Consider the following 25,882-nt stretch of genomic DNA (forward strand, 5'->3'; position numbering starts at 1 on the left):
GGAGAGGGTGACGGGTTTTCAGGTCCGCGGCAAGAGTCCCCGGTTTCGGGGATGGTGGGTCGGCGTGGCCGCCTCCATCCTTGCTGCAGGATCGGAGGTGTTCATGCGGTACTGGCTTGGTCTGGCCCTGATTTGTGTGGCGCTGGCCGCCTGCGTGCCGCGTCAGGACAAGGATGACCGCTTGCTGGCCGACGGTCTCTGGGGCTGGGATGCCGGGCGTGCCTGCGATGGCCTTGCTGATACTGTCCGGATCGAGGGCAGTCGCCTGACCTCGCTGCGGGATGGCAATCCCGATGCCGAAGGCGAAGGGCTCGTGCGGTCGCTGACCCGGACGAGGGCGGGCGAGGCCGGCGGGCTCGACCGGATCACAGGCCTGGTCTGGACCTATCGCCGATCCGACCCGCAGGCCGAGGGTGGCATGGTCCGCCTGCGCGACACCTACCGGGCACGTTTCGAGGCCGGCAGCCGGCGTTTTCTGCATCTTGAGCTGATTGCGCGCGAGGTCGATGGGGTGCCGGTCCTGGCCACCCCGCGCCTGTATGGGCGTTTGGCGCCATGCGCGAGCGATCGCGCGAACCAGATCGCCGTCAATCAGTAACGTAAAGCGGTTATAATTCCTCATCATTTTCATGCTGACCTGTTTTCACTTGCGCTTCGCGCCTGAATAGGTAATGTATTCATTACATGAGGTGGTCAAGATGATGTCTCCGGAATCCATGGATGCGGTCTTTCAGGCCCTCGCCAGCGCGACGCGGCGGGAGATGCTGGACATCGTCCGCAATGATCCGGGGCTCTCGGTCGGCGCGGTTGCGCAGCGCTTTGATGTCAGCCGGGTCGCGGTCATGCGCCATCTCTCCGTATTGGAGGAGGCGGGCCTGATCATTTCCGACAAGCGCGGCCGGACCCGCCACCTCTACATGAATGCCGTGCCGATCCAGATGATCCATGATCGCTGGTCGAGTGAATACTCGGGCCTGTGGGCCGGCCGCATGCTGGATATCAAACATCTCGCCGAACAGAGACGGGCTCGTGAGGGCCGCGATGATGAGGCGGAGACCGACGCTCAAAAGACTGGGGAGCCATCATGACAGACGCGATTGCCAAACACCTGCCCGGCGAGGTGAGGACCTCGATGTACCGGGTCATCATCAAGGCCAGTATCGACCAGGTCTGGTCGGAGCTGATCCGCACCGACCGGCCCATGCCCTTCTTCTTCAACGGTCAGTACGACACGCCCGGTCTGGGCGAGGGCGCGGCCTTTGCCATGCGGACGCCGGATGGCAAGCACACCCTGGTGATGGGCAAGGTGATCGAGTTCGAACCGCCGCACCGCTATGCCCACACCTTCCGCTTCACGACGTCCGACGATCCGGTCTCGATCGTGCGCTATGTCCTGAAGCCGGTGGATGACGGTGTGGAGTTCACCTTGATCAATGAACACGCCGCCTCCGATCCGGTCTCCAAGTCCGAGAAGCAGATGGCGCAGGGCGCGAAATTCATCTGCGAGAATCTCAAGGCGCTGGTCGAGACCGGCAAGGCCACGATGGGCGGGCGCATGATGCTCTTCATGTTCTCGCTGATGGCGCCGATGACGCCCAAGGCAGCGCTGTCGAGCAACTGGCCGCTGGAGCGGGCGCCGGACCTGTCCGAAGTCTCTCAAGCCGCTGAGGAGGCCTGATCATGGCTGCATCCCCGGAAGACATGGCGCGGTCCATGATCGCCAACATGCCGGAGAAGACCGGCAAGCCGCTTGGCGACTGGGTCGCCATCGTCAAGGCGAGCGGGCTGGAAAAGCATGGCGAGATGGTCAGGTTGCTCAAGACCGAGCACGGCATGACGCACGGATTCGCCAATCTGGTGGCGCACGAGGCGAGGGGCGGGGTCGTCTCCGCCCCGGCCGCCGGCACGGATCTCCTCGACGCGCAATATGCTGGCGCGAAGGCGGGCTTGCGTCCAATTTATGAGGCGCTGACAGGGGCCGCGACCGGATTTGGCGATGATGTCGAGCTGGCGCCCAAGAAGGCCTATGTCTCGCTACGCCGGGCCAAGCAGTTTGGTCTCATTCAGCCGTCCACCAAGACGCGGGTGGATCTGGGTCTCAATCTGAAGGGCGTCGCGCCAGCCGGGCGGCTGGAAGCGTCCGGCTCTTTCAACGCCATGTGCACACATCGGGTCCGGCTCGAAGGCGTGGATGTCGTGGATGCCGAGGTCATCGCCTGGCTCAAACGGGCCTATGACGCCGCTGGCTGAGCTGAAGCCCGTATAAGCGCTGGACAGGATTGCCGGGCTTCGGCATGGTGTCGGTGAAATTTTGTTGGAGAGCGGCGTTATGCGCCTGGGTTTGAGCAAAATCGTGCAGAATGAGCGCGCCGGCCTGCAAGCCGTTCGCGCGGCCATGGCTGCTCGCTTTCCGCTTATTTCGATTATTATCGTCATAGCGCCGTCTGGAGCGATGACAGCCACGACCTGACCCCTTTACTAGGTATCGTGCAGTTTCACCCCGCTTCTGACGTCAGGAGCGGGGTTTTTTCTGTGCGGTCTGCCGGAGACCCGCCATGTCCCGATCTGCCCAAACACTTATGATGGACGCGCCGAGCGTCGCGGATGGCCTGGACGCCGCCGTCGAGGCGGCCTTTGCCCATGTCGACCAGCTGCGTGCGAACGGGTTTGGCGGCATCTTGCGCGCGCCGTTGATTGCCTCACCCGGCCTGTCGGATGTTGCCGGCTGCGAGCTGTTTGTGAAGCTGGAAAACCTCCAGGTGACCGGCTCTTTCAAGGAGCGCGGCGCCTTTGCCCGGCTGGCTGCACTCAGCCCGGAGGAGCGCGCGCGCGGCGTCGTGGCGGCCTCCGCCGGTAATCACGCCCAGGGCGTCGCCCGCAGTGCCGCCGCGATGAGGATCCGGGCGCGCATCTTCATGCCGATCGGCACGCCCATGGTGAAAGTGCATGCGACCCGCGCGCTCGGCGCCGAGGTCGAGATCGCCGGAGATGATTTCGATGCCGCCAAGGCGCTTGCCATGCAAGAGGCAGAGACCGGTGGCGCAGTCTTCATCCACCCGTTTGATGACCCGGTGGTGCTGGCCGGGCAGGGCACGCTGGCCATGGAAATGCTGGAGGACCAGCCCGATCTGGACGTTCTGGTCTTTCCGGTTGGTGGCGGCGGACTGGCGGCCGGCGCAGGGCTCGCGGCGCGGCGGATCAATCCGGATATCGACCTGGTCGGTGTCCAGTCCGACCTCTTCCCGGCTTTCGCCAACCGGTATCATGGCGAGGACCGGCCGGTCGGCGGTTTTACCCTCGCCGAGGGCATTGCCGTTCGCGAACCGGGCGGGCTGACCAGCCGCCTCCTCATGGACCTTCTCGATGATGTTCTTCTGGTCGATGAGCGCCAGATCGAGCGGGCGCTCAATCTTTTCATCTCTCAGATGCGGGTCCTGCCCGAAGGCGCCGGCGCGGTGGGCCTGGCGGCTGTGCTCGCCCATCCCGAGCGCTTTGCCGGCAAGCGGGTCGGGCTGGTCCTGTCCGGCGGCAATGTCGACACGCGGCTCCTGTCCTCGCTCCTGCTGCGCGATCTGGCGCGCTCGCACCGTCTGGCGCGATTCCGGATCGAGCTGGTGGATGTGCCGGGGCAATTGTCCGCCGTGTCCGACATCATCTCCCGCGCCGAGGGCAATGTGACGGATGTCGCCTATCACAAGACCTTCTCGGACCTGCCGGCCAAGGTGACCTATATCGACATCTCGCTGGAGGCCCAGGACAGCGCCCATATGGACCGTATCCGCGGTGCGTTGCAGACGGCCGGATTCCGGGTCGAGCTCGCCGGCTACTGAGATTTCCTGTCCAACCCGCTTTGAAATGTCATATCCGGCGGTTACCGGTAACGGGACCGCCCATCACGACCGCCCGCGAGGAGAGCATCATGAAATTCTTTGTCGATACCGCCGAAACATCCGAAATCGCCGAGCTGGCCGAGGCCGGTCTTGTGGATGGCGTCACGACCAATCCCTCGCTGATCGCCAAGTCCGGCCGCGACTTCCTCGAAGTGGTCAAGGAAATCTGTGATCTGATCGACGGCCCGGTCAGCGCCGAGGTCACCGCGCTCGAAGCACCGGCCATGATCGCCGAAGGCAAGAAGCTGGCCGAGCTGGCCGATAATGTGGTGGTCAAGCTGCCGCTGACCTTTGAAGGGCTGAAAGCCTGCCAGGCGCTCACCGCGGCCAATATCCAGACCAATGTGACGCTCTGCTTCTCGGCCAATCAGGGCTTGCTGGCGGCCAAGGCCGGCGCGACCTATGTCTCGCCCTTCATCGGCCGACTGGACGATCTCGGCGTCGATGGCATGGAGCTGATCGCCAATTTGCGCACTGTCTTCGACAATTATGGCTTCGACACCCAGATCCTGGCCGCCTCGATCCGTTCGGCCGATCATGTCCAGCAATGCGCACTGATCGGCGCCGACGTCGCCACCGTGCCGCCCTCCGTCCTTAAGGATCTGGTCAAGCACCAGCTCACCGACAAGGGTCTGGAGGCCTTCATGAGCGATTGGCAGAAGACCGGTCAGAGTATTCTCTGACCGGTCCGGGCGGTCCCGATCACGCTGTAATCGTCATCCCGTCGCGGGGCGAGGACTGCCCGTCCAGAAGCGCGCGATAGACGCGCAGTGCGCCCTCGCCACCTTCGGCATTGCGGAAGTTGAAATAATCCGACGCAGCCGCGGCGAATTTGCGCCAGGCGGCCTTGTAGCGCTGGTCGAAGACTTCCGGCCCCCACGCCTTGATCAAGGTTCGGGCGGCATCGGGCGCGAAGAAGAATTGCGGCTTGGGCGGGGGCAGGTCGCGCGACGGGGCGGAGTGATCCCAATGGGCGCCGCCGACCCGGATATTGCCGGCGAGCTTTCCCGCCAGATGGGTATGCAGCGCACGGTTCACATTGGCATCGCCAGCGAAGTCGACAATCACCGCCGGTGTTTCGGTCGCGAGCGTGTCGATCGCATCATAGGTCGCGATCGCGTCATAGAGCCCAAGTCCGTCAACAAAGCCGCGATTGCGGGACGAGGTCAGGCCGATGGCGTGACGCCCGCCGCCGGCCTTGAGGGCGAAGGCGAGGGCAATAGCCGTTTTGCTCGAAGCACTGGTCAAGAGGACCGGCGCGTCGGTGAATCCGTTGTCCGGGTCGCGCAGGAAGAAATCGAGCAACCAGGCGGTGATGAAGAGAGGCTGCAACACCATCTGGGCCGGCTCTGCGTCTGCGGTCCAGCCGGGGTCGGCGCTGCAGCGGACATAGTTATTGTAGGCTGGCGGCAATTCGGCGCGGTGCGGTGCCAGGTCGACAAATGCCCCGGGACTGATCTTGCCCGGCTGGACAATGAGCTCGGCGCCGGCGGGGAAATAGCCGTAAATCCGCTCTCCCTCGGTCAGGCCGTCAACGCGGCTTTCCGCGACATCGGCGAATCCCCAGACCGGCAAGCGGCAACGTCCATCGGCGCCCGGGAAGAAATCCCAATAGCGCATGGCATCGCCGAAAGCGGCATAGGTGATGTTGTTGGCGGTCAGCGCAAAGCTGTGCACGGCAAGACGCGCCTCGCCGTCTTCGAGGGCGCGCGGCGCTTCCTCGACAAGCTGCACATCGGTAATGGTCTTGCGGTCAATGGACAGGGCCCAATTCATCGATCTCTCCCGTTGGCGGCTGTCTGTGCGGCCTGTGCCGGGAGAGTTGACGGGTTCCGGCAAGGGATCAACCCGCAAGGGTGAGTGGAAGAATTTATGCGAGGCGAAACTTGTCTCTTAACGCGGGCCTGAAGCGTGTTAGGCTCGCCTCAAGGATGTAGCGCAGGTCCGCATTGTCGCACGTGACAAATTGCCATAGATATTTTGGGGAGAACTGCGTTACACCCGGACCATGAAAGCCAATCTCCGGGGGCGCACATGATATCCGCTCAAGGGCTGAAGCGGGCGGGTTCCGACCCAAGCACAGCCATCGTTCTTCTCATCACCGTACTCGGTGCCATGTGGTCGCTCTTTGCGGCTGCCTATGCGCCGGACGCTGCCATGCGAGGTCAGTCCTGGCTGATTCTCGGCGGTTTCCTCACAGGGATATTCCTGCTGGTCGGCTCGATCGCCGGCGGCGGCGTTGTCACTGACGAGCGCGAGTACAATGAAAACCTCATAAAGGCTGGCGTTATTGCCTCGCTATTCTGGGGTGTGGCCGGACTTCTGGTTGGGGTGGTTATCGCCTTCCAGTTGGCTTTCCCGGTCCTCAATATCGAGGCCTTCGGCTTTACCAATTTCGGTCGGCTGCGTCCGTTGCATACGTCGGCGGTGATCTTCGCCTTTGGCGGCAATGTGCTGATCGCAACGTCCTTCTATGTGGTCCAGCGGACCTGCCGGACGCGCATTGCCGGCGGGATCTGGCCGTGGTTCGTGTTCTGGGGCTATCAATTCTTCATCCTGGTTGCCGCTTCGGGCTATCTGATCGGGATCACGCAAGGCAAGGAATACGCCGAGCCGGAATGGTATGCGGATATTTGGCTGACCCTCGTCTGGGTGGTCTATCTGCTCGTCTTCCTGGCAACGCTGTGGAAGCGGAAAGAGCCGCACATCTATGTCGCCAACTGGTTCTACCTGGCCTTCATCGTCACGATTGCCCTGCTGCATGTGATAAACAATCTGGCGATGCCTGTGTCCTGGCTGGGTTCGCAGTCCTACTCGCTTTTCGCTGGCGTACAGGATGCCCTGACTCAGTGGTGGTATGGCCATAATGCGGTCGGCTTCTTCCTCACAGCCGGCTTCCTCGGGATCATGTATTACTTCATCCCCAAGCGGGTGAACCGACCGGTCTATTCCTATCGCCTGTCGATCATCCACTTCTGGTCGCTGATCTTCATCTATATCTGGGCCGGCCCGCACCATCTGCACTATACGGCGCTGCCGGAATGGGCGCAGACGCTGGGCATGACCTTCTCGATCATGCTGTGGATGCCGTCCTGGGGCGGGATGATCAACGGGCTGATGACGCTCTCGGGCGCCTGGGACAAGCTGCGCACCGACCCGGTGGTCCGCATGCTGGTCATGTCGGTCGCCTTCTACGGCATGTCGACCTTTGAGGGCCCGGTCATGTCGATCCGCGCCGTCAATGCGCTGTCTCACTATACGGACTGGACCATCGGCCACGTGCACTCCGGTGCGCTCGGCTGGGTCGGTTTCGTGTCCTTCGGCGCGCTCTATTGCCTGGTTCCCTGGCTGTGGAAGCGCAAGGGCATGTATTCCAAGGCGCTGGTCGACTGGCACTTCTGGATCGCGACGATCGGCATCCTGCTCTACATCACCTCGATGTGGACAGCCGGCATCCTTCAGGGCCTGTGGTGGCGCACCTATGACGCGCTCGGCTTCCTGGAATACTCCTTCGTGGAGACCGTCGAAGCCATGTTCATTCCATACGTGATCCGCGCGGTGGGTGGGGTGCTCTACCTCGCTGGCGCCCTGATCATGGTCTACAATGTGTACCGCACCATTCGCAGTGACGAGGTTGAGGAAGACGAGAACGTCATCGCCCAGCCCGCACTCGAACCGGCGCAATAGGAGGTCGCCATGTCAGGGAAAAAATCTCTCTGGAGCGATCTGCACAAATCGCTCTTCGAAAAGAACTCGCTCATCCTCACAGTGGGTGTGCTGGTGACCGTGTCCATCGGCGGCGTTGTCGAGATCGCACCGCTCTTCTACCTCGACTCAACCATCGAGGAAGTCGAGGGGGTGCGGCCCTACACGCCACTCGAGCAGCTCGGTCGGGACATCTATATCCGCGAGGGTTGTTATAACTGCCACTCGCAGATGGTCCGCCCGCTGCGTGATGAAGTGGAGCGGTATGGCCATTACTCGCTTGCGGCCGAGAGCATGTATGATCACCCCTTCCAGTGGGGCTCGAAACGGACGGGGCCGGATCTGGCCCGTCTCGGCGGGCGCTATTCGGATGAATGGCATCGTGACCATATGCGTCGCCCGCAATCGGTGGTGCCGGAATCGGTGATGCCGGCCTATCCCTTCCTGGAAACCTCGGAGCTGGATTTCGGCAATGTCACGGCCCATCTGCGTGCCCTGCGAACGGTCGGCGTGCCCTATGATGACGGCATGCTGGAGGCAGCTGTCTCGGACGTGGAGACGCAGCTGGATCCATACGCCGAGGATTATGACGGCTTCCAGGAGCGTTATCCCGGCGCGGTCATGCGTGATTTCGATGGTAATCCGGATCAGGTGACCGAGCTCGATGCGCTCATTGCCTATCTGCAGGTGCTCGGCACCATGGTGGACTTCTCCACCTATGAGGCCGAAGCCGACGAAAATCTGAGGTAGCCCGATGTATGAGATTCTCTCAACTTTCGCGCAGACCTGGGGTTTGCTGATCTTCGTGGCCTTGTTCGCGGCCGCGCTCGTTTATGCGCTCTGGCCTCGCAACCAGGCCCGTTTCGACGCAGCCGCCAGCGCCCCGCTTACTGAAAACGATACGCCGGCCGCGGCCGACGAGACCGAGGACGAGACCCATGTCCGAGCATGATGAAACGCGTGAAACCGACGCCCATTCCGGCACCGAGACGACCGGTCATGAATGGGATGGCATCAAGGAATTGGACACACCCCTGCCGCGATGGTGGTTGTATATTTTCTACGCCTCCATCGTCTGGTCTGTGATCTATATGGTCTTCATGCCAGCCTGGCCGGCCTTGCCGGGACTGGCTGGTGAGACGGATCATACGCGCGGTCTGCGCAACCACTCGGAACGCGCCAATGTGGCCGAGGCGCTCGATGAGCTGGCCGAAATGCGTGCCTCCGGCTTCGCGGCCCTGGAAGGCGCCTCGATCGACGAGATCGAGAGCAATCCGGAATTGCTCGGTTTCGTCCGGGCCGCCGGCGAAGCCGTGTTCGGGGATCGCTGCGCCACCTGTCACGGCGTCGGCGCCCAGGGCTTTGTCGGCTATCCCAATCTGAATGACGATATCTGGATCTGGGGTGGGTCCTATGACGAGATCCGCCACACGCTTCAGGTCGGTATCCGGTCTGAACATCCTGACACGCGCTTTTCGCAAATGCCGGCCTTCGGGCGGGACGAGCTGCTGAGCCGGTCCGAGATTGCCGATGTGTCTGATTATGTGCTCTCCCTGTCCGGGGTCAGTGCTGATGCCGGCGCGGTCGGTCGCGGCCAAGCCATTTATGACGTCCAATGCGCCAGCTGCCATATGGATGATGGCCGTGGCGATCGGGCCCAGGGCGCTCCCAACCTGACGGACCAGAACTGGCTCTATGGTGGGTCCCGCGAGCAGATCATTGCGACCATCCATCGCGGTCCCTACGGCGTCATGCCGGCCTGGGAAGACCGCCTGGACGACGCTACGATTGACGCCTTGGCGGCCTATGTCTTCTTGCTGGGGGGTGGGGAGGATGCGACAGCTCGTCCCACGGGGCAGTAGGTCGCATAGTGACCCCATGAGAAATCCGGTTTAACGCTGCCATGTCCAACCCCACTCCCAAGAGCATGGCAGCGCCCGGGATTACCCGTTCGAAGGCCGAGGCGGTCAATGCCGCCGACACGCGTGAGCTCTACAAGAAGCGCGAACCGATCTACCCCAAACTGGCGCACGGCAAGTTCCGCTTCGTCAAATGGGTGATCATGGCGCTGGCGCTGGGGGTGTATTATCTCGTCCCCTTCCTGCGCTGGGACCGGGGGCCGGGAGCGCCGGACCAGGCGGTCTTGGTCGATTTCGCGCATGGCCGCTTCTACTTCTTCTTTATCGAGATCTGGCCCCAGGAGATTTATTATGTCACCGGCCTGCTCATCATGGCGGCGCTGGGGCTCTTCCTGGCCAGTGCGCTGTTTGGCCGGGTCTGGTGCGGCTATGCCTGTCCCCAGACCGTCTGGACCGACTTGTTCATCATGGTCGAGCGCATGTTCGAGGGCGACCGCAATGCGCGGATGAAGCTGGATCGCGCGCCCTGGTCGCTGAACAAGGCCTGGCGCAAGACCGGCAAGCATGCGGTCTGGCTGGTCATTGCCTTCGCCACGGGCGGCGCCTGGATCCTCTATTTTCACGACGCCTGGGACACGCTGGCCAATTTCTTCACCGGCACGGCGGCACCGTCCTCCTACGTCTTTGCCGGCGTGCTGACATTCACCACCTATACGCTGGCCGGCACGATGCGGGAGCAGGTCTGCACCTATATGTGTCCGTGGCCGCGCATCCAGGCGGCGATGACGGATCGCGATGCGCTCAATGTCACCTACCGGATTGATCGCGGCGAGCCACGGGGGGCCCACAAGAAGAATGACAGCTGGGACAATCGGGGCGATTGCATCGACTGCAAGCAATGCGTCGCGGTCTGCCCGATGGGGATCGATATCCGCGATGGCGCGCAGCTGGAATGCATCCAGTGTGCGCTTTGCATTGATGCCTGCGACGATATCATGGGCAAGGTGGGGCGCCCGACCGGTCTGATTACCTACGAGACAGACGATAATATCGACCGCTTCGTGAAGGGCGAGACGCCGCGCTATCCCTTCATTCGGCCCCGCACCATGGTCTATGCCGTGTCGCTGGCCATCGTGACGGCCCTGATGCTGGGGGCATTGGTCACTCGGACCCATCTCGAGCTGAACTCCCAGCGCGACCGCAATCCGAATTATGTCCGGCTGTCCGATGGGGGCGTACGCAATGGCTATACGGTCAATGTCATCAACAAGGCCAATGCGCCGCGTGTGATGGATCTGGCGGTCGAGGGCGATCCGGCGATCGGCGTGCGAATTCTGGGCGCACCCGATCTCATGCCGGGCCAGATTGAAATCGGACCCGACCGGTCGCAGGATTATGTCGTTTATCTGACCTTGCCTGACGATGCGATTGACGGTCCGCGCGAGGAGATCACTTTCGTTGTGACCGACCAGGAAACCGGCGAGACGGCTCGGTCACCGTCCGTGCTGATTACGGGAGCCGAATAATGCGCAACCCCTTCAACCCGCTGCGCGGCTGGCATGTCCTGATCCTCATCCTGGTCTTTTTCGGGGTCACGATCGGGGTCAATGCGACCTTCGTCACCCTGGCGCTGCGCACCCATCCGGGCGAGGACGTGCCGCGGTCCTATGTCCAGGGCCTGAACTATAACGAAACCCTGGATCGTCGGCGCGAGCAGGAAGCCCTCGGCTGGACGGCGCGCGTCAATCTGGTCGAGCGCGATGTCGTTGTGGCGATTGTGGCTGCGGATGGCAATCCGGTCTCCGGGCTCGATCTTGCCGGGACGCTGATACATCCCGCTGATACCTCGCGCGACTGTCCGCTGGCCTTCGCTGAAGCCCGCCCCGGAGTTTACCGTGTCACCTTGCCCTGCGAGGGGCAGGGGGATTGGCGCCTGGAAGCGCATAACCGCGAGGGTGCACCGTTCGAGATGGTCAGTGAGTTATGGTTGCCCTAGATGCCACCCAATCCGGTCTCGCCGCGTCCGGCGGCGTTGATCCACAAGCCTTTGTCCGCCGCCGCGAGGGGCTTTCCGAGCTCGACCTGATGGTGCGCGGGGCAACCTGCGCCGGCTGTATTGCGCGGATCGAAGGCGGATTGCGTGAGGATGACCGCGTCGAGCAGGCGCGGCTCAATCTGTCGACCGGGCGTCTGGCACTGGCCTGGCGCGGCGATCCGGCGCTGGCGGCCGATTATGTCCGCAAGCTTGGCCGACTTGGCTATCCCGCGACGCCCTATGAGCCCGAGCGCGAAGCCGACCCCAATCGCGAGGAGGAGAAACGCCTCCTGCGCGCCATGGCGGTCGCCGGCTTTGCGATGATGAATGTCATGCTGCTCTCGATCTCGGTCTGGTCCGGCGGGCTGGAGATGAGCGAGACCATGCAGGCCCTCATGCACCGGATTTCGGCGCTGATCGTGCTGCCGGCTGCCGCCTTTGCCGGCCAGCCCTTCTTCCGCTCGGCGCTGCGGGCCCTGCGGGTCGGCCACGTCAATATGGATGTCCCGATCTCGCTGGCGGTTTTTCTGGCCTGCGGACTGTCCGTCTGGGAGACCTTCATCGGCCACGGCCAGACCTATTACGACGCCGCGGTGATGTTGCTCTTCTTCCTGCTCATTGGCCGCTTTCTCGACATGCGTCTTCGGGCCCGGGCCGGAGAGGCCGCGCGTGGTCTGGCGGCGATGCAGGCGGCGACGGCCAACCTGCTCGAAGCGGACGGCCGCATCCGGGCCATCCCCGCGAGGGATGTGAAGGCCGGCGATCATCTGGTTCTCGCGGCCGGTGACCGGGTGCCGGTCGATGCGCGTATCCTGGAAGGCGAGGGGGCGCTGGACGGGTCACTGGTTACCGGTGAGACCGCGCCGGTCACGGCCAAGCCCGGTCTGGATGTCTGGTCCGGCATGCTCAATCTGGATGGCAAGCTGGTCCTGGAAGCGCGCGCCGATCGCGACAATTCCCTGCTCGCGGAGATCACACGCCTCGTGGAAGCCGGCGAGCAGGCCCGTTCGCGCTATGTCCGTCTGGCGGACCGTGCGGCGCGCCTGTATGTGCCGGTCGTGCACGGCCTGGCCGCGCTGACCGTGGTTGGCTGGTTGCTGATCGGCGGCGAGGTGCGTCCGGCCATCATCAATGCCATTGCGGTTTTGATCATCACCTGCCCCTGTGCGCTGGGGCTGGCGGTTCCGGCGGTGCAGGTCGTGGCCTCCGGCCGCCTCTATCGTGAGGGCGTGCTGGTCAAATCCGGTGACGCGCTGGAACGCCTGGCCGGGGCTGACACGATCGTTTTCGACAAGACCGGCACGCTGACCGAAGGCCGACCGCGTCTCGTCGATGCGGACGGGGTGCCGGACGGCGCTCTGGAGATGGCGGCGCGGCTGGCTCGCACTAGTCGCCATCCTCTCTCGCGCGCGATCGCCGATGCGGCGGGGATGGGTGAGGCCGCGGCCGATGTGAAGGAAATCCCCGGCGGCGGGCTGGAAGCCATGGTCGCAGGGCAGCGTGTGCGTTTCGGTGCGGCCCGTTGGCTTGGAATTGATGCGGCCAGCGATCCGCATACCGAGGCCTGGCTTGTCGTCGGCAATGACGCGCCGGTCCGCTTCTGTTTCGAGGATCGGCTGCGTGAGGATGCGGCCGAGGTCATCGCAGCCCTCAAGGCGCGTGGATGCCAGCTTCACTTGCTGTCCGGCGACCGGGCCGGTCCGGTCGAAGCGGTAGCGGCGACGCTCGGCATCACCGATTGGCAGGCCGAGATGCAGCCGCAGGACAAGATTGCCCGCCTGGAAGCCCTCAAGGAAGCGGGCGGCACGGTTGCCATGGTGGGTGACGGCATCAATGACGCGCCGGCCCTGGCCGCCGCCCATGTCTCCATCTCTCTGGCCTCGGCCGCGGAAGTGTCTCAGGCTGCGGCCGATTTCGTGCTGCAAGGCGATCGCCTCGCGGCGAGTGTGGTGGCGATGGATGTCTCGCGCGGCGCCAAGCGGCGCGTGCTTGAGAATTTCGGCCTGGCCGCCGCCTATAACGCGATTGCCGTACCCATGGCCGTGGCCGGACTGGTCACCCCGCTGATCGCGGCGATTGCCATGTCGGCCTCGTCTGTCCTGGTCACGCTCAATGCGCTGCGTCTGGCGCGGGGAGGTCGCTGATGTCGGTCCTTATCTGGCTCATACCTGTCGCCATCACCATGGGCGCACTCGGTCTGGCCGGTTTCCTGTGGAGCCTGCGAAGCGGACAGTTCGATGACATGGATGGCGCCGCTCATCGCATCCTGATGGATGATGATGAACCGCTTCCGGGTAAGGACACGAAGTCTGACGATTGAGCCGGTCGGGCCGACAGGTCAGGCTTCATCCTTGGGCATGAAGTCGCGATAGGCGTGCCAGCTGGCCAGCGCGATCCAGGGGAAGGCGACAGCCAGGCCTATTCCGAAGGCGGCGATTCCGGCGCCGATGATGAAGGCGATCAGCCAGGCCCAGGTGACCATGACGAAGGGCTGTTTCAGGACGGCGTTGAAGCTGGTCGCCAGCGCGGTGATGGCATCGACATCACGATCCACCAGCAGCGGGAAGGCGATCACCGAGATCGCGAAGGAAAGCGTGGCGAGCACGCCACCAAAAACGGTTCCGACAGCCAGCAGCGTCAGCCCGGAACCATCGGTCAACAGGAAGTTGAGAAAGGCGCTCGGTTCAAGCGGCGCAAAGGGGGCGAGCACGACCAGCAGAATCTGTGCGACCCGCATCCAGATCATCAAAAGCAGGCCAAGCAGGATGCTTAGAAAGCCGATCTGGGCAATGCGCTGGGGAAAGCGCGAGATGATCACCCGAAAGCGGGGCGTCTCGCCTTTCTCGAAGGCGCGGCTGACCTGGTAGATGCCGACGGCCAGCGCCGGTCCGACGAGGGCGAATCCGCTCAGCGCCACCGGGATGGTCGAGCTCATGCCGACCGCCATCAGGCCGACGATCACCAAGGCGCCCAACGCCACAAAGATTCCGCCATAAGCGAGGCAGACACGCGGCGCCATCCGGAAATCATTCCATCCGGCACGCAGCCATTGCCAGGGCGCATCGCGCCTGACCGTTCGAAGTGGCATCATCTTGCTCTCCCCCAAGCATCTTAGCGGTCCGATTGAATTCGGCTTTGCGTCATTACGCCACACTTTTTCTATGGCTTTCCAGCCTTTCCCACAGTGGTCCATGTGGGCGGGTCGTGGCAAGGAGGAGGCATGACCGCAAACTTGCTTTCCCAGTTGAGTTTTGCTGGCGGAATGCTCGCCGGCCTCGCCTCCAGCCTGCACTGCGTTGGCATGTGTGGCGGCCTCGCTGCCAGCCTGACGCTCACCCTGTCGCCGGAGGCCGGGCCGATGGCGCGGGCCCGCACCCTGATGCTGGCGCAGGCGGGGCGTATCCTCGCCTATGTGATTGCCGGCACAGTGCTCGCCGCGCTTGGGTCGCAATTCTATTTCGGCTTTGATCGCTCGGTGGCCCATGTCGTCCTGCGCTGGGCCGGAGCGCTGGTCCTGGTCTATATCGGCCTGTCGGTGATCGGCTGGGCGCCATCCCTGGCCGGCCTGGACCGGCTTGGGCGCAGCGTACAGGCGCTTGTTCATCGGCGGTTTGGAACGGGCTTCAGCGCCGCGACCCCCTTGCTTGCGGGTCTGGTATGGGGGCTATTGCCCTGCGGAATGGTCTATGCCGCGCTCTTCTACGCCTTGTTGTCGGCCGACCCGGTGTCCGGCGGCCTGATCATGCTGGGCTTCGGCCTTGGAACCCTTCCAGCGGTGACCGCAGCCGCTTTTGGTGTTTCGCGTTTCGTCGATTTCGCCCGGTCGCCGCGTAGCCGCCTGCTGATCGGCCTGGTGATCATCGCGCTCGGATTCGCATCGGCGGCTCTGCCCTGGCGCGCCATTGCGGCCTTCTGCGGCATTCCCCTCGACTGAGCGCAGCGGCGGATTGCTGTCAGCCGGTCGGGAATGGGCCAGAAACCCTAATGTTTCGGTTGCTTTATGGGTGCGTTCTGCCCCGCCTTGTCGTAAGGTCCGGCGGTGTCGACAGGGGAGAGGGCATGATGGCGAAATGGTCTGCAAAATGGCTGGCGGGCGCTTTGGCGTTGGCTGTAACAGCCTGTTCAGGTGGCTCCCCGGACGAGGCGGCCGGACCGGAGTTGGCCAGTCGCGAAGCTGAGGCGCCGCGCGCCGAGGCAGAAACGCCCAGCCGGTTCGCTTTCCTGCGCTATTCTGTCGAGGTCGACGGGGATGCGCCCCGCCTGTGTCTGGGTTTCACGCAGCCGCTCGATCCGGCGGCTGATTACTCGCCTTATGTCGCGGTCTCCCCGGACCGTCCGATCGCGCTCGATGCCGACGGTCAGACCCTCTGCGTCGGCGGCCTTGGATTCGGTGAGGACCAGACGCTGACCTTGCGCGCCGGCCTGCCCGCCGCCAATGGCGATGGATTGCTGGTGGATGAGAACGTGATCGTCGATTTCGGCGACCGGCCGGCCTATGTCGGCATTGCCGGTGACGGTGTCATCCTGCCGCGTCTTGATGCCGATGGTCTCGCGATCGAGACCGTCAATGTCGACAGCGTTGACGTCACCTTGCGCCGGATCAATGACCGGGCCCTGGCCTTCCGATCGATCACATCCGGCGCCAACATCGCCGCCGGTGATTATTACTGGTCTGGCCAGGACGAGGATCCCGATGCTGTCGGCGAGATCATCTGGCGCGGCGAGATGGACACGGGCGGCCTGCTCAACACGCCGGTCACCACGGTCTTCCCGCTGGCCGAGACCATCGGCACGCTGACCCCCGGCGCCTATCACATCACGGTGGTCGACGCGGCCGAGGCGGATAATGATGCCCGCCAGCCCGCCCGCGCCAATCGCTGGCTCGTTATCACCGATCTCGCCCTGACGGCCTACCGCGGCGCCGATGGCGTCGATTTCATGGTGCGCTCGCTGCAAACCGCGCGACCGGTCGAGGGTGTGCGTGTGGAGCTGATCGCGCGTTCCAATGAAGTGCTTGCCTCGGTCGTCACCGATGCCAGCGGCCGGGCGCGCTTCGACGGCCCGCTGACGCGCGGCGAGGGCGCCATGGCGCCGCGCCTGCTGACGGCCTACGGGCCGGACAATGATTTCGCCGTGCTCGATTTCCAGCGCAATCCGGTCGATCTTTCCGGCCTCGACACAGCCGGGCGCCAGCGTCCGGACGGGGCGGATGGCTATCTCTATCTCGACCGCGGCATTTATCGGCCCGGTGAGACGGTCCATATCTCCGCCCTGGTGCGTGATATCGAGGCGCGGGCCATCAGTGACCGTCCGGTCGAGCTCACGGTCTTCGGGCCCAATGGCATTGAATCCGCGAATGTGCGTTTTCCGAATGCGGCCGCTGCCGGTGGCGTCAGCTGGAGCTGGGACGTGCCGCGAACCGCAGCCCGCGGTGAATGGCGGATTGTCGCCGAGATGGATGGCTATGGCCGGGTCGGTCAGGTCCGTTTCTCGGTCGAGGATTTCGTGCCGCAACGCGTCGGCCTGGAGCTGGATGCGGATGACGAAACGCCGGTCCGTGCCGGTGAGACCCGCGATATCAATGCGCGGGTTCGCTTCCTCTATGGTGCGCCCGGTGCCGGTCTCGTGGTGGAGGGCCGCGTGCGGGTCGAAACCGACCCCGCGCCTTTCCCCGACCAAGCCGATTTCCGCTTTGGCCGTCCCGACGAGCCCTTCCGTGAATTCACTCGCGACCTTGCCGACACGGTCGCCGATGGCGCCGGACGCGCAGTCCAGACGATTGATCTGGGCGATGCCGGCAGCGATGCCAGCCAGCCTTTGCGTCTGCGCGCCGTGATCTCGGCCATCGAACCGGGCGGACGCCCCGTCGCCGATGATGTGCGCATTCCCTATCGTCCGGCTGACCTCTATCTCGGCCTGCGCCCGCAATTTGACGGGCGGGCCCAGCGCAATAGCGAGACGGCCATCGACGTGGTCGCGCTTGGCGCAGACGGTGCCGCGCTCGAGACGTCGCTGGACTGGCAACTGGTGCGGATTGATTGGAATTACGACTGGTATCGCGTCGATAATGGCCGTTGGCAGTGGCGCCGCACGCGTGAGGTCGTTCCGATTGAACAGGGCGTGATTTCCACCGGCGCTGACGGCCTGGCCGAGATCGGCATCCGTGCGCTCGACTGGGGCAGTTACCGCCTCGTGGTCGAGGCGGTCGACGCCGATCAGAGCGCGTCTACCGACTTCTGGGTCGGCTGGGGTGCCAATGCCGAAGAGGGCAGCGAGGCGCCGGACCGGATTGCCCTGTCCATCCCCGACGAACCGACTGCGGTCGGCGACACGGTCACGCTGAGCCTGCTGCCGCCCTATGCCGGTGAGGCCGAAATCGTGATCGCCAGTGACCGGGTCATCGAGACGCGCTCCCTGACCATTCCGGAAAGTGGTACGGAAATCAGTTTCCGGGTCAGCGAGGAATGGGGCGCCGGGGCCTATGCCATGGTCTCCCTCTTCACGCCGCGCCATCCGGTCGACCAACCGGCCCCGCGCCGCGCTGTCGGGGTCGCCTATCTCCCGGTGGATACCGGTGAACGCACGTTCGATATCGCGCTGGATGCGCCGGAACGGATCGAGCCGCGCCAGAGTTTTGATCTCGGCGTGGCCCTCGAAGGACCGCTGCGCGGCGGCGCCTGGGTGACCGTCGCGGCAGTGGATGAGGGCATCCTCGCCCTGACCCGTTTTGCCTCACCCGATCCGGTGGACTGGTTCTTTGGCCAGTCGGCGCTCGATGTGGATCTGTACGATGATTACGGACGCCTGCTCGACCCGAACCAGGGCGCGGCGGCAGCCGTTCGCTCGGGTGGTGACCAGATCGGCGGTGCCGGTTTGACTGTGGTGCCGACGCAGACTGTGGCATTGTTCAGCGGCCCGGTCGAAGTGGACCGCAATGGCCGCGCCACGATCGCGCTGGAAATTCCCGACTTCAATGGCGAGCTGCGTCTGATGGCCGTGGCCTGGAGCGCGACCGGCGTCGGCGGTGAAAGCCGGCCGCTGACCGTACGCGATGATGTGCCCGCCGAGCTGATCCTGCCGCGCTTCCTCGCCCCGGGGGATGTCTCGACCGCGACGCTGACCATCGACAATGTCGACGGCGCCGCCGGGACGTACGAAGCCAGTATCAATGCTGAGGGACCGGTCATGGCCGCGATTTCCGACTCGGTGGAGCTGGCCAGTGGCGAGCGTGTCGACCGACGCTATCCGTTGCGCGGAGAGGATGCCGGTATCGGTTCTGTCGGTCTGGCAGTTGCCGGACCCGATGCATTCACCGCAGCGCGCAGTTACCCGATTGAAGTGAGGACGGCCTGGCTGCCCTCATCGACCGTCAATCGTGGCCGCCTGCTGCCCGGGGAAAGCTGGACCTTGAGCGCTGAGGCGCTGGCGTCCTACCTGCCGGGCAATTCCGCTGTGACGCTCAGCTTCTCGCCAACGCCGCTTGACGAGGCGGCGCTGCTGGGTTCGCTCTCGCGCTACCCTTATGGCTGCACCGAGCAGATCACCAGTCGGGCCATGCCGCTCCTGATGGCCGATCCACTGGCGCGGGCCGCGGCTGTCGACGGTGTCGATGGCAGCCGCGCGATTATCCAGGAGGCGATTGCGACCTTGCTCAATCGCCAGGCCAATGACGGCGCAATCGGGATGTGGCGGATCGGCGATCGCGATGCGCGGTCCTGGGTCGGCGCCTATGCGGTGGATTTCCTGTCGCGCGCCCAGGAGGCGGGCTACACAGTCCCCGATGCTGCGCTGGAGCGTGCCTATGGCGTCCTTGAACACATCGCCGCCCAGGAAGCCTGGCGCGCGAGTGGCTATTCGACGCGCATTTATAGCTGGCGCGGCCAGACCGACACGGCCGAGCGTCTGTCGGACCGAAGTGCGGCCTATGCGCTCTATGTGCTGGCCCGGGCCGGGCGGGTAGATCGCTCGCGCCTGCGCTACATGCATGATGAGCGTCTGGACCAGATTCAAAGCCCCCTGGCCCGCGCCCAACTCGGTACCGCCCTCTATCTGATCGGTGACCGGGCTCGTTCGCGCAGCGCCTTCGACGCAGCCGAAGCGGCGCTGGGCTATGAAAATCCGGGCGACTGGTACCAGACCACTCGCCGGGACCTGGCCGGCGTCGTGGCCTATGCCGCCGAGGCGGGTGAAACGGAGCGCGTCGCGCGCCTCGCCGAGCGCATTGTCTCGGACCTGCCGGAGCCGGCGCGTCTGTCGACGCAGGAAAAAGCCTTCCTCTTGATGGCCGCGCAGGGTCTGTCCGGCGGCGCTGAAGCCCTGTCCATTGACGGACCGCTAAGCAGCCCGGAAGGCACGCGCCCTGTGTTCGAGGTGACACCGGACATGCTGGACACTCCGCTGACCTTTACCGCCTCGGGAGACGGCCCGGTCTGGGTGACTCAGCTCGCCCATGGCGAAACTCGTGAAGCGCCCGCCGAGGCGTCCGAAGGCCTGTCCGTGCAAAAGCGTGTTCTGGGTCTCGATGGCCGCGCGGTCGACTTGGAAGCCCTGGTCCAGGGTGATCGCCTGATGGTGGACATCACGGTCATGCCGCACGAACAGCGCCTGATCCCGGCCATCCTGGTGGACTTGCTGCCACCGGGCTTCGAGATCGAGGCCGAAATCACCTCCCGCGATGCCGGTCCGCGCGGACCCTATCGCTGGCTTGGGGACGTCTTCACCCCGTCCATGAGCGAGGTTCGTGATGATCGTTATGCGGCGGCACTTGATCTGACCAATGCCCGGCCGCGCCGCTTGGCTTATATCGTCCGGGCCGTGACGCCGGGCGAGTACACGCTTCCGGGCGTGGCGGTGGAAGACATGTATCGCCATGACGTGTTCGCGCGCTCGGAGACCCGCCGTATCGTGATCGCGCCGCGCGACTGATCATGTTCGGTCTGGGGCGGGCATACTGGATCATCCTGGGCACGCTCGGCAGCTTTGTCGGGCTACTCGCGCTCGACCGGGCGCTGCCACCGCCCTTGCCGTCGGCGGACGCGGTATCGGAGGCCGTGCGGGACCGGAATGGCGAGATTTTGCGGGCATTTCCCGTGGAGGAGGGGCGCTGGCGGCTGGCCGCCGATCTCGATCGGATCGACCCGGACTTCGTCGAGGCCTTGTTGGCATACGAGGATGAGCGCTTCGAGGCGCATTGGGGCGTCGACCTGCCGGCCTTGGTCCGGGCCAGTCGGGACAGTCTGGCTGCCGGCCGCATTGTGTCGGGCGGATCAACTATCACCATGCAGCTTGCCCGCCTGATAGAGCCGCGCGAGCGGACCTTCGGCGCGAAGCTGATCCAGATGGCGCGAGCGCTGCAGCTGGAATTGCGCCTGAGCAAGACCGAGATCCTCGAACTCTATCTCACCCTGGCGCCCTATGGCGGTAATCTGGAAGGGGTGAGGGCGGCCAGCTGGGCCTATTTCGGCCGCGAGCCCGATGACCTCACCATCGACCAGATCGCCATGTTGATCGCTTTGCCGCAATCGCCGGAAGCGCGACGTCCCGACCGGCAACCCGAGAGGGCGATCCGCGCGCGCGGACGGGTGCTTGAGCGCCTGGCCCGCGTCGGTCTGGCCTCGGCGCAGGCGGCGGCTGATGCGGCCGGTGATCCGGCACCGACCCGCCGCGCTTTTCCGGCCGATGCCTGGCACGCTGCCGACGCTGTTCGGCGCGAGAGCACGGGCGAGCGCGAACCGGTTTCCTCCTTGGATCGTTCGCTCCAGCTCATGCTGCAGGACAGTCTCGCGGCCGAACTGGCCGGTACTGATGAGACCGTCCAGTTCGCGGCCATGATTATTGAAACCGAGTCTCGTGCTGTGCGTGCCCTGGCCGGGTCAGCCAGCCGGGCGCGACCGGGGGGCTGGATCGATCTGACCGACCGGCCGCGCTCTCCCGGATCGACCCTGAAGCCCTTTATCTACGGCATGGCCTTCGATGACGGCCTGGCCGCGCCGGGCACCCGGATCGCCGACCTGCCGCGCCGCTTTGCGGGCTATCAACCGGACAATTTCGACCGCAGTTTCCGCGGCGATGTGACCATCGCCGAGGCGCTTCAGCATTCACTCAATATCCCGGCCGTGACCACGTTGGACGGGGTCGGCGCGCGTCGCTTCAATGCTGCGCTGGGCTTTGCCGGTGCCAATCCCCTGCGCCCGCGACAGGCTGGTCAGGATGATGGTCTGGCTGTGGCGCTGGGCGGAGCGGGTTTGACCCTGCGCCAGATCGGTGTGCTCTATTCCGCCTTGGGCGATGGCGGTGAAGCCCGGCCGCTGGTTTGGCATGAGGCCGCGCTGGACGATACCGACCCGGTCGGAAGCTTCCGTCTCCTGTCGGCGGAGTCGGCGGATGAGATCTTGCGCGTCTTGCGCCGGGCACCGCATCCGGGCGGACGCATGCCGGCGCTTCTGGCCCGCGGTGCGCCCGACATCGCCTTCAAGACGGGGACGTCTTACGGGTTTCGCGATGCCTGGGCGGCCGGCGTTGTCGGTGGTTACACCTTGGTCGTTTGGTCTGGACGGGCCGATGGTGCGCCGCGTGAGGGGGTGACCGGTCGCGCGGCTGCGCTGCCGGTTCTTTTCCGTCTCGCAGATGGTGTCAGCCAATTGGCGCCGCGGGGCGATATGGGGGGCGACCGCCTGACCGAGCCGCCGGAGGACACACCGCAAACACTGGCCGATTATCGCACCGAGGCCGCGCCGCACATCCTCTTTCCGCCGGACGGCGCCGAAGTCTGGTCCGATCGTGCCGGACGCGGTTTCATTCTTGCGGCCCAGGCACCGGGCCCTGTCCGCTGGTTCGCGGATGGCCAGGCGGTTTCGGAAAACGTGCTGGGCGAACCGGTCTGGGTGCCACCGGGCCCGGGCTTCTACGCCGTCAGTGCGGTCGATGAGCAAGGCCGTACAAGCCGTGTCCGGGTGCGTGTGCGCGGGGCCGGGCGGGGCGCCAATTAGCCACCCTTTGAGCGCACGCGCTTGTGATTGATGTGTGTGCGGACAAACCTCCGGCAAATGCCTAGTGTGGCAGCCTGAGGAGGCGCGATTTTCAATGCTGACAACACTTGTCCTGTCGCTTGCGGTGACATTCGGGCTGGGGGGTGAAGGCGAGGAGATGGTGGTCGGGGCGAGTACCGACTTCCACGCCAGTCTGATTGCCCTGCCCGGGCATGATTTCTCCGGCTTGCAGATCGCCATGCGCCGCTCTCGTCCCTGCCAGGTGCGAGCCTTTTTCCACGGCGCGCCGCCGCGGGCGGCCCAGTTTTGCGCCGGCCGGGTAACACAGCGGCATGTCGAGGATGCCGGTCGCGCCATCCTGGCAACCGGCCAGCGCGTGAATGGCATTGCGGCTTGCCTGACCGATGATGAACGCATCGGAGCGGTGCGCCTGTATACGTTCTCGGGCGAAGCAGTGACCGCCCGGGTCAGCGAGTGTGTCACCGAATTTCGCACGGTCTGGTGCCAGCGTGGCTGGACGGTGCAGGGCCTGCAACTCTATTTCGACCGCCCCGCCGGCGGCCTGGCCCATGGCGGCCTTGTCGGTTTGCGGCCGCTCTGCGTCGACTCCGCCTGAAAACCGCGCTTGCCAGACCGACAAGGGCGCGGAACTCTGCTGTCACAACAGATGGGGGAGCAATCATCATGTTTCGAGTCCTGGTTTCAGCCGCCACCCTGGCGGTGTCGTCCTTTGGTATGGCAGAGGCGCAAGAATTCAATGACGGATCATGGGCGCTGGTGATCCATGGGGGTGCCGGCGTCATCGAGCGTGGCGCCATGACGCCGGAGCGCGAAGCTGAGTATCGTGCCGCCATGGCCGCCGCGCTTGAGCGTGGTGAGGCCATCCTGAATGCAAATGGAAGCGCGCTGGATGCGATCGAGGCGGTGATCCACGGCATGGAGGATGATCCGCTCTTCAATTCCGGTCGCGGCGCAGTCTTCACGGCGGCCGGGCGCAATGAGCTCGACGCCTCGATCATGGATGGCGCCACGTTGAATGCCGGCGCCGTTGCTGGCGTGACCCAGGTCCGTCATCCGATCTCCCTGGCCCGCGAGGTGATGGACAATTCCCGCCATGTCATGTTGCAGGGCGAGGGCGCCGAGACCTTTGCCCGCGAGCAGGGCCTCGAGATTGTGCCGCCTGCCTTCTTCTTCACCGAGCGTCGCTGGGCCGCCATGGAGCGCACCCTGATTTCGCTCGGTCTGGATATTCCCCCGCGCCCGGACGGCGCGCCGGAACCGACCGAAATTGATCATGGCGAACTGGACCGCGACGCGCGGGAACATCGCTTCGGGACGGTCGGCGTGGTCGCACTCGACCGGGCGGGCAATATCGCTGCCGGGACGTCGACCGGCGGCACAACCGCCAAGCGATGGGGCCGGGTCGGCGACAGCCCGATCATCGGCGCGGGCACCTATGCCAATAATGAGAGTTGTGGTGTTTCGGCGACCGGGACCGGCGAATTCTTCATCCGCCTGACCGTGGCCAGCCGGATCTGCGCCCTGGTCGAGATGCAGGGGCTGGACCTGCAGGCCGCGTCAGATCAGGTCATCATGGATGAGCTGACTGCCATGGAAGGCGATGGCGGCATTGTCGCGCTGACCGCGTCCGGCGAGATCGCCTGGAGCTTCAACACGCCCGGCATGTATCGCGCCCGCCTCAGCGAGGGTGGCGAACCGGTCGTGGCGATCTACGGAGACGAGGACTGATGGCGGACTGGAATCTGGCGCCGCGGCAGACGGTCCATCATCTGTTCGCGACGCCGGTGATCGAGGTCTGGCCGGAGCGCGGCAAGGCCTGGCTGAAGCCGTTGCGGGATCGCGTCCTGGCGCGCCGGGCCGAACATCCCGGCATCGCGCGCTCGAACATCAATGGCTGGCATTCCGACACACAGATGCTGGAATGGGGCGGGGACGCGGCGATCGAGTTGGCGCGCGAAACGATGGCCATCTGTGCGCGCTATACCAGCGATGTGTCGGCCGCCCAAGGCCAGTCCCGCTACGAAATGGGCATGGAGATGTGGGCCAATGTCTCGCCGGCTGCGGCCTCCAACCAGATGCATTGCCATCCCGGCTCCTTCTGGTCGGCGAGCTTTTATGTCGACGACGGTGGTTGCACCGAAGACGGTTTTTTCGTGGCCCAGGATCCGCGCTTTCCGAGTATCCGGATGAATGCGCCCGACCTCGTCTACCAGGACGACAGCGGTGCCAAGCAGATGTCCCAGCACCGCATTCGCCCGGAGCCGGGCAAGCTGGTCATCTTTCCGTCCTGGATGATGCATTCGGTCCGCCCGCACAAGGGCCAGCGGGAGCGCATTTCCATCGCCATGAATGTCCTGGCCCTGCCGGTCGCGCCGAAATAGACGCGACTAGAGGATGGACGGCTCGCCGCGGCTGAAATAGGCCGCGTCGGCCTTCATCTGCGCGATGATATGGTCATAGGCGGCGCGGACCCGCGCGCTTTTTCGCACGGTCTCGTGGGCGACCACCCACAAATCCAGCGAGCTCTCGAAATCGGGCAGGATGCGCTCCAGAACCTCACTGCTGCGGGCGAGGCGGTGCGAGGTCACGCCGACACCGAACCCGGCCTCCAGGCCTTTGACATGACTGGCCGGGCTGTTCGACTTGAAAGAGACATGACGCGGCAGGACCGGCGCTCCGGACTCGGTCGCTGGCCAGCCGAAATAATCGCCGATCGACCAGCCAACGCCGGCATGATCGGCGAGGTCTTCCACACTCTCGGGGCGGCCGTGTGCGTCCAGATAGTTGCGCGAGGCATAGAGGCCGGCGCCAACCGTGGCGCCGCGGCGCCCGACCAGACTCTGCTGTGTTCCCGGGCCATTCCAGCGCAAGGCGATATCGGCTTCGCGATCGGCGAGATTGGCCGAGTTGTTCTTGATCGTGATGTCGATCCCGATGCCCGGATTGGCGACCTGGAAGGAGCCGAGGGCGCGTGGCAGCCAGTCGGCACCCAGTCCTTCAGACGCGGAGACCACAACCAGCCCGGCCAGCGACTGGTCCTGGGCCATGGCAGCGCGTTCAATGGCCGAGGCCTCGTCGCGCATGCGGGCGGCGTGGGCGGTGACCTTCTGGCCCAGCGGAGTGAGGCGTGTCTGCCCCTGCTCGCGCTCGAACAGCGGTTCGCCGAAACGGGTCTCCAACGCCTGCAGGCGTCGTGTGACCGTGGGTTGGCTGACGCCGAGCTCATGGGCCGCGGCGGTCAGGCTGCCAGCCTCGGATACTGCGAGGCAGACGAGATAATCAGACCAGTCATCCATACGAATATGTATTCCGATGATCCTGATATCGTCAATTCCATTCACAGAACTTCGTTCTAAATATAAACATTGTTCACCGCATTGTTCA

The 25,882-nt window shown here is 64.5% G+C and carries 23 protein-coding genes; 20 read left to right on the forward strand and 3 right to left on the reverse strand.

Going from position 1 to position 25,882, the window contains the following annotated elements:
• Nucleotides 1–103: 103 nt before the first annotated feature.
• The 6 genes from Q0X62_RS09670 (at nt 104) to fsa (ending at nt 4,573) form a co-directional block, all read left to right on the forward strand.
• A complete protein-coding gene (locus tag Q0X62_RS09670; RefSeq protein WP_297734702.1) occupies nt 104–598 on the forward strand; it encodes a hypothetical protein in 495 nt (164 codons plus the stop codon).
• A gap of 100 nt (nt 599–698) precedes the next feature.
• Nucleotides 699–1,088 carry a metalloregulator ArsR/SmtB family transcription factor gene (locus tag Q0X62_RS09675; protein WP_297734705.1) on the forward strand — a complete coding sequence of 130 codons (390 nt, stop codon included), beginning with the start codon at nt 699–701 and terminating at the stop codon, nt 1,086–1,088.
• Nucleotides 1,085–1,678, forward strand: coding sequence for an SRPBCC domain-containing protein (locus tag Q0X62_RS09680; protein ID WP_297734708.1), 594 nt, complete (start codon nt 1,085–1,087; stop codon nt 1,676–1,678). The genes Q0X62_RS09675 and Q0X62_RS09680 overlap by 4 nt, the downstream gene beginning before the upstream one ends.
• Before the next feature lie 2 nt (nt 1,679–1,680).
• Complete coding sequence (locus Q0X62_RS09685; RefSeq protein WP_297734712.1) at nt 1,681–2,250, forward strand: DUF4287 domain-containing protein; 570 nt, start codon at nt 1,681–1,683, stop codon at nt 2,248–2,250.
• A gap of 305 nt (nt 2,251–2,555) precedes the next feature.
• Nucleotides 2,556–3,830 carry a threonine ammonia-lyase gene (locus tag Q0X62_RS09690; RefSeq protein WP_297734715.1) on the forward strand — a complete coding sequence of 425 codons (1,275 nt, stop codon included), beginning with the start codon at nt 2,556–2,558 and terminating at the stop codon, nt 3,828–3,830.
• 89 nt (nt 3,831–3,919) lie between these two features.
• The gene (fsa, locus tag Q0X62_RS09695) at nt 3,920–4,573 is read left to right on the forward strand and encodes a fructose-6-phosphate aldolase (RefSeq protein ID WP_297734718.1); all 654 of its coding nucleotides are present in this window, start codon (nt 3,920–3,922) and stop codon (nt 4,571–4,573) included.
• Nucleotides 4,574–4,592: 19 nt separating this feature from the next.
• Here fsa and Q0X62_RS09700 read toward each other — a convergent pair whose 3' ends face one another.
• Entirely contained in the window at nt 4,593–5,666 is a 1,074-nt protein-coding gene (locus Q0X62_RS09700) for a DUF2855 family protein (RefSeq protein WP_297734722.1), read from the reverse strand.
• 258 nt (nt 5,667–5,924) lie between these two features.
• Between Q0X62_RS09700 and ccoN the strand changes: the two genes are divergently transcribed.
• Genes ccoN through ccoS form a run of 8 tightly spaced genes read left to right on the forward strand, consistent with a single transcriptional unit; the run spans nt 5,925 to nt 13,809 of the window.
• Nucleotides 5,925–7,577, forward strand: a complete 1,653-nt coding sequence (ccoN, locus tag Q0X62_RS09705; RefSeq protein ID WP_297734725.1) for a cytochrome-c oxidase, cbb3-type subunit I — start codon at nt 5,925–5,927, stop codon at nt 7,575–7,577.
• 9 nt (nt 7,578–7,586) lie between these two features.
• Nucleotides 7,587–8,345 carry a cytochrome-c oxidase, cbb3-type subunit II gene (gene ccoO / locus Q0X62_RS09710; RefSeq protein ID WP_297734728.1) on the forward strand — a complete coding sequence of 253 codons (759 nt, stop codon included), beginning with the start codon at nt 7,587–7,589 and terminating at the stop codon, nt 8,343–8,345.
• Nucleotides 8,346–8,349: 4 nt separating this feature from the next.
• A complete protein-coding gene (locus tag Q0X62_RS09715) occupies nt 8,350–8,547 on the forward strand; it encodes a cbb3-type cytochrome c oxidase subunit 3 (protein ID WP_297734731.1) in 198 nt (65 codons plus the stop codon).
• Nucleotides 8,534–9,457 carry a cytochrome-c oxidase, cbb3-type subunit III gene (gene ccoP, locus Q0X62_RS09720; protein WP_297734734.1) on the forward strand — a complete coding sequence of 308 codons (924 nt, stop codon included), beginning with the start codon at nt 8,534–8,536 and terminating at the stop codon, nt 9,455–9,457. The genes Q0X62_RS09715 and ccoP overlap by 14 nt, the downstream gene beginning before the upstream one ends.
• A 41-nt stretch (nt 9,458–9,498) precedes the next feature.
• Nucleotides 9,499–10,980: a cytochrome c oxidase accessory protein CcoG gene (gene ccoG / locus Q0X62_RS09725; RefSeq protein WP_297734737.1), complete on the forward strand. Its 1,482-nt coding sequence runs from the start codon at nt 9,499–9,501 to the stop codon at nt 10,978–10,980.
• Nucleotides 10,980–11,450: a FixH family protein gene (locus Q0X62_RS09730; protein ID WP_297734740.1), complete on the forward strand. Its 471-nt coding sequence runs from the start codon at nt 10,980–10,982 to the stop codon at nt 11,448–11,450. Before ccoG ends, Q0X62_RS09730 begins: the two co-directional genes overlap by 1 nt.
• The gene (locus Q0X62_RS09735; RefSeq protein WP_297734743.1) at nt 11,438–13,633 is read left to right on the forward strand and encodes a heavy metal translocating P-type ATPase; all 2,196 of its coding nucleotides are present in this window, start codon (nt 11,438–11,440) and stop codon (nt 13,631–13,633) included. The genes Q0X62_RS09730 and Q0X62_RS09735 overlap by 13 nt, the downstream gene beginning before the upstream one ends.
• On the forward strand, nt 13,633–13,809 hold the full coding sequence (ccoS, locus tag Q0X62_RS09740) for a cbb3-type cytochrome oxidase assembly protein CcoS (RefSeq protein WP_297734746.1): 177 nt from the start codon (nt 13,633–13,635) through the stop codon (nt 13,807–13,809). The genes Q0X62_RS09735 and ccoS overlap by 1 nt, the downstream gene beginning before the upstream one ends.
• Nucleotides 13,810–13,827: 18 nt before the next feature.
• Here ccoS and Q0X62_RS09745 read toward each other — a convergent pair whose 3' ends face one another.
• The gene (locus tag Q0X62_RS09745; RefSeq protein ID WP_297734749.1) at nt 13,828–14,580 is read right to left on the reverse strand and encodes a DUF2189 domain-containing protein; all 753 of its coding nucleotides are present in this window, start codon (nt 14,578–14,580) and stop codon (nt 13,828–13,830) included.
• A gap of 129 nt (nt 14,581–14,709) precedes the next feature.
• On the opposite strand from Q0X62_RS09745, the gene Q0X62_RS09750 reads away from it, so the two are divergent.
• The 6 genes from Q0X62_RS09750 (at nt 14,710) to Q0X62_RS09775 (ending at nt 24,879) form a co-directional block, all read left to right on the forward strand.
• Complete coding sequence (locus tag Q0X62_RS09750) at nt 14,710–15,423, forward strand: sulfite exporter TauE/SafE family protein (RefSeq protein WP_297734752.1); 714 nt, start codon at nt 14,710–14,712, stop codon at nt 15,421–15,423.
• A gap of 128 nt (nt 15,424–15,551) precedes the next feature.
• Nucleotides 15,552–20,414, forward strand: coding sequence for an alpha-2-macroglobulin (locus Q0X62_RS09755; RefSeq protein WP_297734755.1), 4,863 nt, complete (start codon nt 15,552–15,554; stop codon nt 20,412–20,414).
• Between the two features lie 2 nt (nt 20,415–20,416).
• Entirely contained in the window at nt 20,417–22,477 is a 2,061-nt protein-coding gene (pbpC, locus tag Q0X62_RS09760) for a penicillin-binding protein 1C (RefSeq protein WP_297734758.1), read from the forward strand.
• 94 nt (nt 22,478–22,571) lie between these two features.
• The gene (locus Q0X62_RS09765; protein WP_297734760.1) at nt 22,572–23,093 is read left to right on the forward strand and encodes a hypothetical protein; all 522 of its coding nucleotides are present in this window, start codon (nt 22,572–22,574) and stop codon (nt 23,091–23,093) included.
• A gap of 68 nt (nt 23,094–23,161) precedes the next feature.
• Nucleotides 23,162–24,226 (forward strand): isoaspartyl peptidase/L-asparaginase family protein, encoded by a 1,065-nt coding sequence (locus tag Q0X62_RS09770; protein ID WP_297734763.1) that lies wholly within the window; start codon nt 23,162–23,164, stop codon nt 24,224–24,226.
• Nucleotides 24,226–24,879, forward strand: coding sequence for a TIGR02466 family protein (locus Q0X62_RS09775; RefSeq protein WP_297734766.1), 654 nt, complete (start codon nt 24,226–24,228; stop codon nt 24,877–24,879). The genes Q0X62_RS09770 and Q0X62_RS09775 overlap by 1 nt, the downstream gene beginning before the upstream one ends.
• 6 nt (nt 24,880–24,885) lie before the next feature.
• On the opposite strand, the gene Q0X62_RS09780 is transcribed toward Q0X62_RS09775, so the two are convergent.
• Entirely contained in the window at nt 24,886–25,794 is a 909-nt protein-coding gene (locus Q0X62_RS09780) for a LysR family transcriptional regulator (RefSeq protein WP_297734769.1), read from the reverse strand.
• Nucleotides 25,795–25,882 lie beyond the last annotated feature (88 nt).

Source organism: uncultured Maricaulis sp. (assembly GCF_947259345.1).
In the GTDB taxonomy this organism is placed as follows: Bacteria; Pseudomonadota; Alphaproteobacteria; order Caulobacterales; family Maricaulaceae; genus Maricaulis.

Excerpts from the sequence above, each read along its gene's own strand:
- Q0X62_RS09765 (WP_297734760.1), top strand. The coding sequence starts at position 22,572 with ATGCTGACAACACTTGTCCTGTCGCTTGCGGTGACATTCGGGCTGGGG.
- ccoG (WP_297734737.1), top strand. The coding sequence starts at position 9,499 with ATGTCCAACCCCACTCCCAAGAGCATGGCAGCGCCCGGGATTACCCGT.
- Q0X62_RS09715 (WP_297734731.1), top strand. The coding sequence starts at position 8,350 with ATGTATGAGATTCTCTCAACTTTCGCGCAGACCTGGGGTTTGCTGATC.
- Q0X62_RS09780 (WP_297734769.1), bottom strand. The coding sequence starts at position 25,794 with ATGGATGACTGGTCTGATTATCTCGTCTGCCTCGCAGTATCCGAGGCT.
- ccoP (WP_297734734.1), top strand. The coding sequence starts at position 8,534 with ATGTCCGAGCATGATGAAACGCGTGAAACCGACGCCCATTCCGGCACC.
- Q0X62_RS09670 (WP_297734702.1), top strand. The coding sequence starts at position 104 with ATGCGGTACTGGCTTGGTCTGGCCCTGATTTGTGTGGCGCTGGCCGCC.
- Q0X62_RS09745 (WP_297734749.1), bottom strand. The coding sequence starts at position 14,580 with ATGATGCCACTTCGAACGGTCAGGCGCGATGCGCCCTGGCAATGGCTG.
- ccoO (WP_297734728.1), top strand. The coding sequence starts at position 7,587 with ATGTCAGGGAAAAAATCTCTCTGGAGCGATCTGCACAAATCGCTCTTC.
- ccoS (WP_297734746.1), top strand. The coding sequence starts at position 13,633 with ATGTCGGTCCTTATCTGGCTCATACCTGTCGCCATCACCATGGGCGCA.
- Q0X62_RS09775 (WP_297734766.1), top strand. The coding sequence starts at position 24,226 with ATGGCGGACTGGAATCTGGCGCCGCGGCAGACGGTCCATCATCTGTTC.
- ccoN (WP_297734725.1), top strand. The coding sequence starts at position 5,925 with ATGATATCCGCTCAAGGGCTGAAGCGGGCGGGTTCCGACCCAAGCACA.
- Q0X62_RS09770 (WP_297734763.1), top strand. The coding sequence starts at position 23,162 with ATGTTTCGAGTCCTGGTTTCAGCCGCCACCCTGGCGGTGTCGTCCTTT.
- Q0X62_RS09690 (WP_297734715.1), top strand. The coding sequence starts at position 2,556 with ATGTCCCGATCTGCCCAAACACTTATGATGGACGCGCCGAGCGTCGCG.
- Q0X62_RS09755 (WP_297734755.1), top strand. The coding sequence starts at position 15,552 with ATGGCGAAATGGTCTGCAAAATGGCTGGCGGGCGCTTTGGCGTTGGCT.
- fsa (WP_297734718.1), top strand. The coding sequence starts at position 3,920 with ATGAAATTCTTTGTCGATACCGCCGAAACATCCGAAATCGCCGAGCTG.
- Q0X62_RS09750 (WP_297734752.1), top strand. The coding sequence starts at position 14,710 with ATGACCGCAAACTTGCTTTCCCAGTTGAGTTTTGCTGGCGGAATGCTC.
- Q0X62_RS09680 (WP_297734708.1), top strand. The coding sequence starts at position 1,085 with ATGACAGACGCGATTGCCAAACACCTGCCCGGCGAGGTGAGGACCTCG.
- Q0X62_RS09730 (WP_297734740.1), top strand. The coding sequence starts at position 10,980 with ATGCGCAACCCCTTCAACCCGCTGCGCGGCTGGCATGTCCTGATCCTC.
- Q0X62_RS09675 (WP_297734705.1), top strand. The coding sequence starts at position 699 with ATGATGTCTCCGGAATCCATGGATGCGGTCTTTCAGGCCCTCGCCAGC.
- Q0X62_RS09685 (WP_297734712.1), top strand. The coding sequence starts at position 1,681 with ATGGCTGCATCCCCGGAAGACATGGCGCGGTCCATGATCGCCAACATG.
- Q0X62_RS09700 (WP_297734722.1), bottom strand. The coding sequence starts at position 5,666 with ATGAATTGGGCCCTGTCCATTGACCGCAAGACCATTACCGATGTGCAG.
- Q0X62_RS09735 (WP_297734743.1), top strand. The coding sequence starts at position 11,438 with ATGGTTGCCCTAGATGCCACCCAATCCGGTCTCGCCGCGTCCGGCGGC.
- pbpC (WP_297734758.1), top strand. The coding sequence starts at position 20,417 with ATGTTCGGTCTGGGGCGGGCATACTGGATCATCCTGGGCACGCTCGGC.